9 protein-coding genes and 1 pseudogene are annotated in these 13,848 nt (G+C 44.8%); 2 read left to right on the forward strand and 8 right to left on the reverse strand.

Annotated elements, in window-relative coordinates:
* Nucleotides 1–73 precede the first annotated feature (73 nt).
* The 3 genes from B2739_RS11600 to B2739_RS11610 form a co-directional block, all read right to left on the reverse strand.
* Nucleotides 74–1,012 (reverse strand): DUF4380 domain-containing protein, encoded by a 939-nt coding sequence (locus B2739_RS11600; RefSeq protein ID WP_331346019.1) that lies wholly within the window; start codon nt 1,010–1,012, stop codon nt 74–76.
* A 134-nt stretch (nt 1,013–1,146) separates the two neighbouring features.
* Nucleotides 1,147–2,007 (reverse strand): thioredoxin, encoded by an 861-nt coding sequence (trxA, locus tag B2739_RS11605; RefSeq protein ID WP_414633227.1) that lies wholly within the window; start codon nt 2,005–2,007, stop codon nt 1,147–1,149.
* Nucleotides 2,008–2,012: 5 nt separating this feature from the next.
* Entirely contained in the window at nt 2,013–2,546 is a 534-nt protein-coding gene (locus tag B2739_RS11610; protein ID WP_331346020.1) for a YaeQ family protein, read from the reverse strand.
* Nucleotides 2,547–2,622: 76 nt separating this feature from the next.
* Between B2739_RS11610 and B2739_RS11615 the strand changes: the two genes are divergently transcribed.
* Nucleotides 2,623–3,429, forward strand: a complete 807-nt coding sequence (locus B2739_RS11615; protein WP_331346021.1) for an RluA family pseudouridine synthase — start codon at nt 2,623–2,625, stop codon at nt 3,427–3,429.
* A gap of 109 nt (nt 3,430–3,538) precedes the next feature.
* Entirely contained in the window at nt 3,539–4,780 is a 1,242-nt protein-coding gene (locus tag B2739_RS11620) for a DUF418 domain-containing protein (RefSeq protein WP_331346022.1), read from the forward strand.
* A 95-nt stretch (nt 4,781–4,875) separates the two neighbouring features.
* Here the strand turns inward: B2739_RS11620 and B2739_RS11625 are convergent, their stop codons facing one another.
* The 5 genes and pseudogenes from B2739_RS11625 to B2739_RS11645 form a co-directional block, all read right to left on the reverse strand.
* Entirely contained in the window at nt 4,876–6,549 is a 1,674-nt protein-coding gene (locus tag B2739_RS11625; protein ID WP_331346023.1) for a glycosyl hydrolase family 18 protein, read from the reverse strand.
* 403 nt (nt 6,550–6,952) lie between these two features.
* Nucleotides 6,953–8,449: a lysine--tRNA ligase gene (gene lysS, locus B2739_RS11630; RefSeq protein WP_331346024.1), complete on the reverse strand. Its 1,497-nt coding sequence runs from the start codon at nt 8,447–8,449 to the stop codon at nt 6,953–6,955.
* Nucleotides 8,450–8,498: 49 nt separating this feature from the next.
* A protein-coding gene (prfB, locus tag B2739_RS11635; protein ID WP_331346025.1) for a peptide chain release factor 2 occupies nt 8,499–9,594 on the reverse strand; the annotation gives its coding sequence in 2 pieces (ribosomal slippage) (nt 8,499–9,521 and nt 9,523–9,594; 1,095 coding nt in all).
* Between the two features lie 150 nt (nt 9,595–9,744).
* A pseudogene (apbC, locus tag B2739_RS11640) lies at nt 9,745–10,605 on the reverse strand (iron-sulfur cluster carrier protein ApbC); the annotation flags it as partial.
* 109 nt (nt 10,606–10,714) lie between these two features.
* Entirely contained in the window at nt 10,715–13,795 is a 3,081-nt protein-coding gene (locus tag B2739_RS11645) for an efflux RND transporter permease subunit (RefSeq protein WP_331346027.1), read from the reverse strand.
* Nucleotides 13,796–13,848 lie beyond the last annotated feature (53 nt).

Here is a 13,848-nt window from a genome sequence, read left to right on the forward strand (position 1 = left end):
AGGGTGGGGTTTGTCAGCAATCTGTCGCCGTTAAACGGCGATTTTTTATTTCATGTATGCACAAACAAATTCGTTACAACAATTCTCGTACATAAGTCGCTAATACCTGTGGATTAGGATTACCGGCAAGCTCTTCCGGCAACTTCTTCACATGCCAAATCACAGTCCAATCCAAAGACTCACCAGGTGCCAAGGACACCGAGGCTCCCTGTTGCTTCATCTCAATAAAAATATGCTCAACATGAGTAAATATCTCAACCTCACGCTCACCATCTGCGATAGCGGCTGGAGGGTTATCCGCAAATTCTTTTACCAATAGATAACCGTCATCAATATATGCCACCCATCCTTCTTTACCATCCTGCATGGCTTTGTGATGATCAGTACGGATTTTTTTTGCATCGTAGTCATACCAGGTCAGATCACCAATACTTTGCACATCCAACGGATAAAAAATCCCACTGATAACATCCGTCTCACCGCGAGGATAAAACAGACTACCCGATGGAGGTAAACGGGTGACTTCAAGAGGAGCAACATGCTTTGCTTTTGTGCTGTGATTGGTAATGCGATAGGTCACCGCAATACGATCAACGCCGCTGGGCAAATAGGTTTTGGTAAATTGATAGCCGGTTTTTGGATCAACCTCGCTGGTGAGGACAATACGATCATCATCAGCACTCAATTTATAAGGTTTGCTATCAAGAACATCTATGGGTGGCCAACCCCACTCAGTTTGAGGGCTTGACCAAAAGACAGTACCCCAATCGGTAATCCGATCAAGATCTGCAATTTGCACTAAAAGCTCATGACCATCATATTTGAGCGAAGAAACACGTCCAGCGACTTTGGGCATAATTTCCATACGGATTTTGCCCTGCTTGATATAAATCCGCGAACCGTCCTGTTTGCAAAACTCAGGCAACGAAGCCGCATCCTGACTGCTTTTGCCACATCCGGACAACATCATCACAATGGTCAGGAATGCGATCAGGGAATAGCGTTTACTCATTGTCTATCATAATCCTCTAGCAGCTTTACGCCGCCATTAAGGCCAAGCCCTTACGGGCGCTTGTTACGGCTTTTTTACAGATCCTCAAGTGTACCCACTTTTGTTCGCATCGACTATTTAACATCGGGTAAAGCCTAGTAAAGCAAGGTAAATAACTTGCGCTGATATTCAATTGCCAAAGGATCAGCCTTCCCTAATGCAGCAATAATGGACGTAAAAGTTTTGCGCGCCTCGCCCTCTGTAAAGCTGCGGTCTTTGCGCAACACTTCCAACAAATGTTCCAATGCAGGGCGATACTGGGACTCTTGGTGGTATTGCAATGCAAGTTGATAACGCACCGATAAATCATGGGGAGCCTTGATATAGGCAGCCTCAAGTGCCGCTAACTCCGGTGTTTTAGCCGCCTGTTTTTTCAGGATAATCTGCGCTATCAGCTGTTCATACCGTGCATCCCGATCGGCCATTTTGATGCTGGATAATAGCGTTTCTGCTTCATCAAACCGATTTAACTCGATATGGCACTGGGCAATCAGTAACGCGATTGCCGGTAACTGTTTTGATGCATCATAAGCCTGGCGCAACAATGGCAACGCCTCCGCAAACTGCGCCATCGCCATCAATTCCTGAGCTTGCTGAAGCGGTGCCTCCCAAGGCTTAGGCAAATATTTTGCCAACACTTCCCGTACCTGCACTTCAGGCAGCGCACCGGTAAAACCATCAACTGGCTGACCATTTTGCATAATCATTACTGTAGGCAAACTACGCACACCGAACTGTGAAGAAATCATTTGTTGGTCATCCGCATTGACTCTGGCAAGTAAAAACGCACCCGTATATTCAGTGGCAAGTTTTTCCAATATCGGCATTAAATTTTTACAGGGACCACACCATTCAGCCCAAAAATCAATCACAACAGGGCGCTGAAAAGACTCATCAATCAGATATTGTTGGGCGTTGTCCAGGGTGATATCGACAACCGCTAACGGCATAGTCATGTCATTTACTCCAGTTCACGCAAGCTGATCGTCACAGCAGTTGTTGCGTTTGAAACATAAGCGATAGATTCAGTAATAGTGACGCTGAGGTTCATCGTTTTATCAACCAGCGCGACCAACTGTTGCAACTCGTCAGGGGAAAAACAATGTATTTCCACTTTGGGTAATGCACCGATAGCAGCGGAATTGGTTTTCCACCATACGTCCATACCACGCCCATAGCTGAATACTTTTACTTTTTGCGCTTGGCTGGATGCTTTTTTCAAACGATCCGGGGATGGCTGCCCTACTTCGATCCATTCGAGAATAGTGCCGTTATCGTGTTTTAACCACAAATCCGGCTCATCCATAGAAGACAAGCCCTTGGTAAAGGTTAAATTTTCCGCGGCCCGGAAACAAAAGGCTAGAATACGCACCATCATACGTTCGATGGTTTCTGACGGATGCAAAGCGATTGTTAAATTAAAATCACTGAACACTGAGCGATCTACATCTGACAGTGTCAGATTCGCCTTATAAATAGTTGCTTTTTCAGCCACAGATACCTCACCTCAATACCCAGGTTTTTAGCCTGGCTTTTTAATCCAGCTTTACATGAGAACGCAGTTTACCAAAATGCCGAACACTTTTGATTTCACCACCACATCAAACCAAACCGCTGTGGATTTCCTTGCCGAAAAAACCGGACTGCCCAAAGCACGCATCAAAGATGCAATGAATAAAGGTGCTTGTTGGTGGAAAATAAAAGGCAAATTGCTGCGTTTACGCCGTGCCAGTAAAGATTTGCCCGCTGGCACCCGGATCCAGCTTTACTATGACGAACAAGTCCTCAGCCGTCTTCCCTCTGCAGGACAATTGATGCTTGATAAAGGCCGCTACAGCATTTGGTACAAACCTCATGGAATGCTGGCACAAGGGTCGCAATGGGGGGATCATTGCAGCTTACTGCGCTGGGTGGAGGTCGAATACAAACGCGAATGTTTTTTAATCCATCGCCTTGATGCTGATGCTGCGGGGCTGATGATGATTGCACACGATTCAAAAGCCGCCGCCCTACTCTCCCAATTATTTCAAAGCCGCGATTTAAAAAAATATTACTTTGCACAAGTCACAGGTGAACTCAAAACCGCACACTTACGCATTGATCAACCGCTGGACGGTAAAGAATCCATCAGTATCGTAAATACGCTTAGGGTGAACGACGATCACCTATCGACACTAGTGGAAGTATTAATTGAAACCGGGCGTAAACACCAAATACGCCGTCACCTATCGGGTATTGGCCACCCGATTGTAGGAGACCGTGTATACGGCACCCCAAGTAAAACCCCTTTGCAACTTCTTGCTTATAAAATTGAATTTCGCTGCCCAATCAGCAAACAACTGATCCAATTAGAACTCCCCAAGCACTTACATTTGTAACAAGACGTTGTTGTCAAAAAAATATAGGCTGAGCTGAATCCAATAATGGGATTATTGAATCAAAACTAACAATAACGACTCATCACTAATATTGATCAAAGGATTATCTATGAGCTTACCCTTCACTCCTGATTCAGATCGAATCATCACGCTGGATGTGCTCAGAGGGATTGCGCTATTTGGCATCCTCTACGCCCATATGATTTTTTGGTACGCCGGCGGCCCCCTGCCAGAAGAAACCTATCAACTTTATAAAGACATTGGCAGCGGCCTTGCCATTGGCACTTACATGATTTTTATCATCAGTAAATTTTTTGCCATCTTTTCATTTTTATTTGGCCTGAGTTTTTATATCCAAATAGACAAACTGGCACAACGTCACCAACCGATTGTCACGCGCTTTGCCTGGCGGCTCACCATACTGGGAGTAATTGGTATTTTGCATCACATTTTTTGGCGCGCCGATATTTTAACAATTTATGTTCCCCTTGGCTTTTTACTGTTGTTTTTCCGTAACCTTAGCAATAAAACGCTGCTTATTATTGGATCGCTTTTGGTATTGAATATCCCTACCAAATGCGCAGAATTAATTTCCATTGTGGTGCGCGATCAATTACAACTCATTCAAGAAGATCACAAAGCAGCGGGGGCTGCTTATTATGAAATCATCAAAAACGGCAGTTTCACCCAAATGCTTCAACACAATATCTATGCCGTATCGGAGAAATTTAATTATCAAATCAATAGCGGCCGCGGATTTATTACATTTGGTTTCTTTTTACTGGGAATGTTGGCTGGACGTATGCAGTGGTTTTCACATATAGAACAGCATCGCTCATTGTTCGTATCAGTACTAAAAAGAAGTGCCTGGGTATTGTTAATCGCTCTTTTGGTGGGCTTGGCATTTAGCGCAAGCAGTTTCATTCTGAAAGTAGATTTTGAAAAAGCACCGCTTGCAGGATGGGCAGGAGGTTTCATTTTGGAATTTTTTAATGCCAGCCTGACTCTCATTTATATCACCGGAATCAGCCTGTTAATGCTAAAACCAAAATGGGAAAGCCGTTTAAAACCATTAGCCAGCGTTGGAAAAATGGCATTAACTACTTACTTATCCCAATCGGTTATCGGCGTTTTCCTATTTTTTAATATAGGCTTTGGATTATTCACGCTCACAAGCCCAGGTCAAAATGCACTTTTATGCATTATTATTTTTACGCTACAAATTGTGATTTGCCGTTGGTGGCTGAAGCACTTTAATTACGGCCCGATAGAATGGCTCTGGCGATCCGCAACAGACCTAAAGTGGAAGCCATTAATGAAACAGCAATTACCCGGATTAAAGACTGAATAAACACAGTGCCGAACAATGATCTATACCCAATAAAAAATCCCCATCGATCAGTTCGATGGGGATTTTTTATTTACGCAACAATGAATTAACAGGCACTAGTTACATTGGTTATCCAATGCGCAAGCTCTGACAGCATTGGAGAAGGAATAGCCCGTAACATAATCTTCCCATGTGGACCACGCCATAATGCCGCGCAAATCCGGATAGGTTTTTGCTGGTTTATAACCAGAGCCGCAATCACCTGAGCGCAAGCAACGCATAGCTGCTTTTACAACCATTGGATTGGTATAACCACTACCGGCCGCGGTGGGTGCAGTCGATGCAGGTAATCCGATAATCACTTTGTTTGCGGGCAAGCCCAGATAGCTCACACCTGTGCTTCCAATTTGGAAACCTTCAATCAACGCCTCCGCCCATGCAACCAACCCATCTTGGGTTGCAGAGTTATAGAACTGTCCATTTTTACCTGGCATTGAACCAGTATTGTAATACTGCATTTGGATCCAACTGATGTCATCGCGCAATGCGTTGATTAATGGCAAGTAAACACCCCAGTTGTATTGACCTAACCAATTGCCTGGTAAATTCGCACCAATGGTGTGTGCTGTTTCTGGAGCCATAGTCAATAAGAAGTTGGAACCATAACGTGCTTTCAGGCGCTTGATTGCACGAACCAAATAATCAGCAGAATATTGCGGATTAGTGAGATTAATTTGTGCATTAGGATTAGTGTGCAGGCCTTTTTCGGTATCGATATCAATACCGTCCAAACCAAATTGGTCTTTGATCGCGATAAAGGAATTTACAAAATTGTCTTCCTGCGTTTGCGTGGTCAAAACAAATGTTGCGTTAGCGCCACCAATCGACAATAACACTTTTTTGCCTTGTGCTTTTGCTGCGGCAATTTGCTGAGCGGTTGGATTGTTTTGATATCCACCTTCATTACCCAAAAACAGCGAACCATCTGAATTGATACGCGGGAATGAAATATTTAATACAGTGTAGTTAGGAATTGAGGTCATTTCTTCCAGGGGCCAATGCCAGTTTTCCCAATAACCGACAAGATCCCTACCATTATTAGTAATTACAGAACTTGCACTGGATGATGACAGGCTGGAACGTGAAGAACTGGATGGCGCAATAGAAGAGCTTGAAGGTGTTACAGAAGAGCTGGAAACACTGGAAGCGCTGGCACCAGAACAGTTTCCACCCGCAGTCCATGCATCTTGCCAGTACATACCAGTCCCCGGAGCATAAGCCCAGGTTGCTGTCGATGTACACCACCCTGGAATTTTACACGTGTATGTTCCACCCGCATTTGTCACTACCGCACCCAAACTGTAATTGGTACCAGCCGCATACGTCGGACAAAAGCCAATTGAACTGCTTGACACTGAACTGGATGAACGACTTGAACATACAGAAGGATTACCTTCCGAACAGTTAACACCAGAACTGCTGACAGAAGAACGTGAGCTCGATGAGCGGGAACTGGGTGCAACACTTGAACTTGGAACAACACTTGATGCAGTGGTATCGCATACCCCATTGTCAGCCCAATGCTGCCATTGGCCTGACGAAGTTGTAGGGTCATTACCCTGTGTCCAGTAATTTGCAGTGTAAGCACGACCAGAATGTTGGACTTTATTGCCTTGGTTATAAACCGTATTACTTGCCCAGGAAGACAAACCAGCGCAGCTAACTGCCAGTACATCACTCGATATCAATGATGCTCCGACTAAAGCACCTGTGAGAAATAAAGATTTCATCGACGTTACCTATCCTTTCATTATCGTTAGTTGAGGAAATACACATTGGCGAATGCAGCCATAGCGTCATCATCTTTACCCCAGAAAATTCACCGCAATATCCCCCTTGCTGCACACTTCTTCATATCGAAAATGTCAACGTTGTCTATCATGTGGGCAAAACTACAGAGGATGCACACGGGAAAATAATGCATGTGATTTAAAATAAGATGATAAATGGAAAAGCTGGAAGAGCGCGCAAAAGACAACGTTGCCAGAGAATAAGTACATCTTTTGATCAAGGCAAGCACTTTGGATATAAAAACATGAAAATAATGTTTTTTAAGTTATTTTAAGCGCCATTGAGGTAAAACCCAGATAAAAAAATGCCCCGTTGTCCGGGGCATTTTTTTGAAGGCAGAGATTATTCAGGACGCATGTGAGGGAACAACAAAACATCCCTGATGGAAGGTGCATTAGCAAAAAGCATGATCAAACGGTCGATACCGATGCCCTCTCCTGCCGTTGGCGGCAAGCCATACTCAAGCGCGCGGACAAAGTCTGCATCGTAGTGCATAGCCTCGTCATCGCCCGCATCTTTCTCTCGCACCTGTTGCATGAAACGCTCAGCCTGGTCTTCTGCATCGTTCAACTCCGAGAACCCATTCGCCAATTCACGACCACCGATAAAAAACTCAAATCGATCAGTTACAGCAGGATTTTCATCGTTGCGGCGCGCCAAGGGCGACACTTCAATTGGATACTCAGTGATAAATGTTGGCTGATCCAATTTGTGCTCGACAGTTTCCTCGAAAATCTCGATATGGATTTTGCCAAGGCCATAAGAATCTTTTACTTCAATACCCAAATCTTTGGCGGCTTTAGTGGCGCCCTCCATAGTGCTCAATTGTTCGCGGGTAATTTGTGGATTGTAATGGAGAACCGAATCAAATACAGACATGCGAGTAAATGGTTTACCAAAATCGTATTCGCTGGTTTGGTATTTCAATACCGTTCCACCCGTCACTTCAATGCATAATTTACGCAACAAGTCTTCGGTCAAGTCCATCAAGTCTTTGTAATCTGCATAGGCTTGATAGAATTCCATCATAGTGAATTCAGGATTGTGACGAGTAGAAACACCTTCATTGCGGAAGTTACGGTTGATTTCAAATACACGCTCGAAACCACCGACAACCAAACGCTTCAAATATAATTCTGGCGCGATACGTAAAAACATCTCCATATCTAACGCATTGTGATGTGTAATAAATGGCTTAGCTGACGCACCGCCAGGAATAACATGCAGCATCGGTGTTTCAACTTCCATGAAACCACAACCGCTCATGTAATTGCGGATAAAACTGATGCACTGCGAACGCAAACGGAAAGTGTCACGCACTTCAGGGTTCACAATCAAATCAACATAACGTTGGCGGTAACGAATTTCCTGATCGCTCAAACCGTGGTATTTATCGGGCAACGGCCGCAGCGATTTGGTGAGTAGCTGGTACTCTTCAAGGTTTACATATAAGTCACCTTTACCCGATTTATGCAACGCACCTTTTACACCAACAATATCGCCAATGTCCCACAAGCCCCATGTATCTTTAATCACTTCTTGTGCAGCTTTATCAGCATATAACTGAATCGAACCATCACCATCTTGCAGCACCATAAATGGACCGCGCTTGGCCATAATACGCCCGGCAACACTCACCACGTGGTTTAATGCTTCCAACTCTTCTTTGGTTTTTTCACCAAAAGCAGCCTGCAAATCTACACTCTTATCAGCACGACGAAAATCATTCGGGAAGGCATTACCCTTCTCGCGAATGGCAGCCAACTTATGACGGCGCTCGGCAATCAGTTTGTTTTCATCCTGTGCTTCTACTTGTGGTGATTGGGTTTCGTTGCTCATAGTGTTCACTAAAGTTGAATTAAAAATATAAGATTAAGGCCAGTAAAAATTAAAGACCCGCTTTTAAACTTTCGACAATAAATTGATCCAAGTCGCCATCCAATACCGCTTGGGTATTAGAGGTCTGCACACCCGTACGCAGATCTTTGATGCGCGAATCATCTAATACGTAAGAACGAATTTGGCTGCCCCAGCCGATATCGGATTTGTTATCTTCCATCGCTTGTTTTTCGGCATTACGCTTTTGTATTTCCTGCTCGTACATTTTTGCACGTAGCATTTTATACGCTTTATCGCGGTTGGCATGTTGCGAGCGCTCGTTCTGGCACTGCACAACAATTCCTGTTGGAATGTGGGTGATACGAATCGCAGAATCCGTTTTGTTAACGTGTTGACCACCGGCACCGCTTGCACGGTATGTATCAATACGCAAATCAGCAGGATTGATTTCAATTTCAATGTTATCGTCGATTTCAGGCGATACAAAAACGGAACAAAAAGATGTGTGACGACGATTGCCAGAATCGAAAGGTGATTTACGCACTAAACGATGCACCCCTGTTTCTGTACGCAACCAGCCGAAAGCATATTCGCCTTCAAAATAAATCGTGGCACTTTTAATACCGGCAACATCGCCAGCAGAGACCTCTTCAAGTGTCACCTTGAAACCTTTGGCCTCACCCCAACGCAAATACATACGCAAGACAATTTCAGCCCAATCCTGAGCTTCTGTCCCACCGGAACCCGATTGAATATCAAGATAAGCATTATTGGGATCTGTCTCACCTGAGAACATGCGGCGAAACTCAAGTACAGCGAGTTGTTTCTCCAGACGGTCAAGCTCGGCTTGCACATCACTCACCATCGACTCATCATCTTCTTCAACTGCCATATCCAGCAATTCACGTGAGTCGGCAATTCCGCTATCCAACTCATCAATGGTCTTCACTACCATTTCAAGCGATGATCGTTCACGACCCAACGCTTGGGCGCGTTCAGGGTTTTCCCATACGCTAGCCTCAGCAAGATCAAGTTCGACTTCAGCCAGGCGCTCTTTTTTCAGATCGTAGTCAAAGATACCCCCTGAGCACATCGGTGCGCTCGGTGAGGTCTTTTAGGCTATTTAATAAAGGGTTAATTTCCATAAATCAGCGCAGTTTTCTCTGTAATTGGGGCTAAAAAGCCGGAAAAAGCGAGGCGCGCATTCTACATGAGATGACGCATCAGGCCAAACAGCCATAGGATGATAAATTTCTGCTGTTCAATGTTGTCAAATATTAATCGGTTGCCAGATATCAATCGTCAGAGATCTCAATATTCGGCATGGCCTGAGCGTGCTGCTGCACTTTTTCCATCAGTTTGCAGGCAATAGAGCGATACCTCTGACTAATAGCGGATTCAGGATCAGCAACAACCGAAGGTATCCCATCATCTGTACCTGTACGAATTGATAAATTCAGAGGTAATGCACCCAATAATTCCGACTGATAGCTACGGGCAATACGCTCCCCGCCGCCCTCACCAAAAATATGCTCTTCATGACCACAGTTAGAACACACATGAATCGCCATATTTTCAATCACACCCAGCACAGGCACATTCACTTTGCGAAACATTTCTATGGCCTTTTTAGCATCCAGCAATGCAATATCCTGCGGCGTAGTCACTATCACCGCGCCTGTTACCGGCACTTTTTGTGCAAGGGTTATTTGGATATCTCCTGTGCCCGGCGGCATATCGATAATTAGATAATCCAGATTATCCCAACGGGTCTGCATAAGTAGCTGCTGTAATGCGCCGGTCGCCATAGGGCCGCGCCACAACATGGGAGTATCTTCTGTAACCAGATAGCCCATCGAAATAGATTGAATGCCATGCGCCATAACAGGCAACATTTGTTGTTTACCTTGCTCACCAACTACATCCGGACGACGCTGCCCTACACCTAACATGTGCGGCTGGCTTGGACCATAAATATCCGCATCCAAAATACCAACACGCGCCCCTTCTGCCGCTAACGCCAAGGCCAAATTGACTGAGGTCGTTGATTTGCCTACACCGCCCTTGCCTGATGCAACGGCAATAATATGTTTTACATTCGGGATCGATTGGGAATGTGCCGTTTGAACCGTCGCCATTTTTAAACCTCTCACTTCACTTTCAATGCCAGAACACCCCACAAAAGAGATGCCAATTTGGATGAGACGCACCCTAACAAAAAAAGGGTGCCTGGTGGCACCCTTTTTTTGTTGCATCGCGTGTTGATTAAATGGCTTCGGCCATTTCCTCTTGCTCATCCCGATCGTGTTGATGGTCTTTGGCGAGCAACATATAAACTGAAGGCAATACAAACAAGGTAAAGAAGGTTCCGATTGTCATCCCCAAAACCAACACAATACCAATTGCATTACGTGCTTCGGCTCCTGCACCAGCGGCAAAAATCAGCGGCGTATGGCCAGCAATTGTTGCAACGCTGGTCATCATAACCGGACGTAAACGCAGCAGGGATGCCTCGCGGATAGCATCCAGCTTAGCCTTACCTTCTTCCTGTAATTTATTGGCAAATTCCACTACCAAAATACCATTACGTGCGATCAGTCCCATTAGCGTTACCAGCCCCACCTGAGAGTAAATATTAAGTGTGGTAGTGAACCCGTTGGTAAAAAATGGAATTGGCATTGGTATTTTCCAGAAGGTAAACAACAAAGCACCAAACATCGCCAGAGGTACCGAGCCAGCCAAAATAACCAATGGATCACGGAAACTGTTATATTGGGCAGCTAACACTAGGAAAATCATCAATATCGCCATCAAGAAAGCGGGTAAAAAAGTATTCCCTTCGCGGATCAATTGACGGGACTCACCAGTGTAATCAATCGTATAGCTCGTGGGTAATATTTTCCTCGCTTCAGATTCTACATACGCCAAAGTTTCACCCAAAGGCTTACCAGAAACACCACTGATTTTAACTGCATTTAATTGTTGCATGCGGTTGATCGTTCGCGGCTCCGTTGTATGACTGATACTGGCGACTTGATCCAAGCGAATCAACTGATTATCGGGTCCAGTGACATAAAGATTTGATAAATCATCAGGATTTAAACGCTCAGCACGCTTAACCTGCGGTATGACCTTGTAACTCTGCCCGGCCATATTAAAACGGTTAACATAGCCACCACCTAACAAGGTACCCACATCATTAGTGACTGTTTGCAAATCCAATCCGAGATCCGCGACCTTTTCACGATCAATACTTAATTTGTAGTCTGGTTGATCTACTTTCACATCCAGCGTTGAGAAATAAAACATACCAGACTTAGTCATGATCTCTTGTACTTTTAATGCATGGTCATAAATTTCTTTAATATCTGCAGTAGATGCAATCACAATTTCAAACGGAAATTGCCCACCACCAGGAAGCGCAGGAGGGGTGATTGGAAGAATTTTAACTCCTGCTATAGCCGACAACTTCTGCTGAACTTCAGGCATGATTTCAAATACATCTCGATCACGCTCTTCCCAAGGTTTTGTCACCATACCTGAGAATCCACCTGTCGGCAGTGTTAACTGAAAAGTAAAGTCCGTTTCTGGAACACTCATAAACGCTTCATTAACCTGCTTACCGTAGTGAGATGACTGGTCAACAGTAGAGTTGGCTTGAGCATCGACAATACCGAAGATCACACCCTGATCTTCGGTTGGAGCTAACTCCTTTGGTGACATACTGTAAAGTGGAAAACATGACACTGTGATGCCAATCCAAAAAATGTATATCCCAATGCGATTCTGCAAACTTGCTTGCAACTTATTGCCATACCAATCACGGAAACGTTCAAAGGGTTTTTCCAGAGGAGCTTTCAAACCTGTGTGAGGTTTCAGCATACGCGACCCCAACATGGGCGACAGAGTAATAGCAACAATTGCCGAAATTGTTACCGCCCCTGCAAGCGTAATAGCAAATTCTCTGAACAAGGAACCAATCAAACCACCCTGTAAACCAATCGGTACATACACTGAAGCCAAGGTCACTGTCATGGCCAGAATCGGCCCCGCTAATTCACGGGCAGATATAATTGCCGCAGCGAATGGTTTCATCCCATCCTGTATATGACGCTCGATGTTTTCCACCATAACGATAGCATCATCCACAACAAGGCCAACACACAACACGATGGACAACAGCGTCAGCAAATTCAATGAGAATCCGCATACTTGCATAATAAATAGCGCGCCTATCAGTGACAGCGGAATTGCCAGCACAGGAATAATCACAGAACGACTAAAGCCCAGGAACAAGAAAATAACAATGACGATGATCAATAAGGTTTCGGTCAGCGTTTTGATAACTTCATGGATAGCAGCATCAATATATTCTGTAGAGTCATAAGCTACCGTTCCCGATAATCCCGTAGGCAATTCGGCTTTGATTGCTTCCATCTCTTTATTTACTGCCTTCATGACATCGAGCGCGTTGGCGTTGGGCGCAACCCAAACCCCCATAAATACAGCAGTATCACCCGAGTAGTTAACAATGGTGTCGTAATTCTCCGCACCGAGTACGACGTCGGCGATATCACTTAAACGGATAATTCCATCGGCCGAATTGCGAATCACGAGCTGTTTAAATTCTTCCACACTTTTTAAATCCGTGTCTGCACGCAAATTCACTTGTGTGTAGGAACCACGCGTTTGACCGACAGCTGCTTGAACGTTATTCGCCGCCAAGGCGGCACGCACTTGCACGGGTGTTACATTTAATGCTGCCATACGCTCTGGTTTTAACCAGATGCGCATTGCGAAAGTCCTACCACCAAGCACATCCGCTTTTTGCACACCTGCAACAGCAGTTAAACGCGGCTGGATAGAACGCGTTAAAAAATCCGTAATCTGGTTCTGCTCCAGAATTTCTGAACTGAAGCTTATATACGCCGCCGCAAATTGAGAATCTGCTGCCTCAATACGAATGGCGGGCACCTCTGCTTCTGGCGGTAGATCTCCACGCACCTGGTTTACCTTGGCTGAAATTTCAGTCATGGCTTTCAGCGGATCATAATTCAAACGTAAATGTGCAGTAACGGTAGACATACCCATCGCACTTTGCGATTCGATGTAATCAATGCCGCCAGCTGAAGCAATTGCACGCTCAATTGGTGTTGTAATAAATCCGCGTACTAATTCCGCGTTTGCACCAACATATACGGTGTTAATAATGATTACAGAGATGTCACTACGGGGATATTGGCGCACAGTCAGGTTTGACCCTGCCTGTATCCCCAAAATCAAAATAAGCAGGCTGACAACAATAGAGACAACCGGACGCTTAATAAAAATATCGGTAAATTTCATAAGTTAGGCTCAATTGGCTTTGTGGCTTATGGAGTAAATCAATTTGATCAATA

This window comes from Cellvibrio sp. UBA7661 (genome assembly GCA_002483365.1).
Lineage (GTDB): Bacteria > Pseudomonadota > Gammaproteobacteria > Pseudomonadales > Cellvibrionaceae > Cellvibrio.

Excerpts from the sequence above, each read along its gene's own strand:
- B2739_RS11600 (WP_331346019.1), bottom strand. The coding sequence starts at position 1,012 with ATGAGTAAACGCTATTCCCTGATCGCATTCCTGACCATTGTGATGATG.
- trxA (WP_414633227.1), bottom strand. The coding sequence starts at position 2,007 with ATGACTATGCCGTTAGCGGTTGTCGATATCACCCTGGACAACGCCCAA.
- B2739_RS11615 (WP_331346021.1), top strand. The coding sequence starts at position 2,623 with ATGCCGAACACTTTTGATTTCACCACCACATCAAACCAAACCGCTGTG.
- B2739_RS11620 (WP_331346022.1), top strand. The coding sequence starts at position 3,539 with ATGAGCTTACCCTTCACTCCTGATTCAGATCGAATCATCACGCTGGAT.
- B2739_RS11625 (WP_331346023.1), bottom strand. The coding sequence starts at position 6,549 with ATGAAATCTTTATTTCTCACAGGTGCTTTAGTCGGAGCATCATTGATA.
- lysS (WP_331346024.1), bottom strand. The coding sequence starts at position 8,449 with ATGAGCAACGAAACCCAATCACCACAAGTAGAAGCACAGGATGAAAAC.
- B2739_RS11645 (WP_331346027.1), bottom strand. The coding sequence starts at position 13,795 with ATGAAATTTACCGATATTTTTATTAAGCGTCCGGTTGTCTCTATTGTT.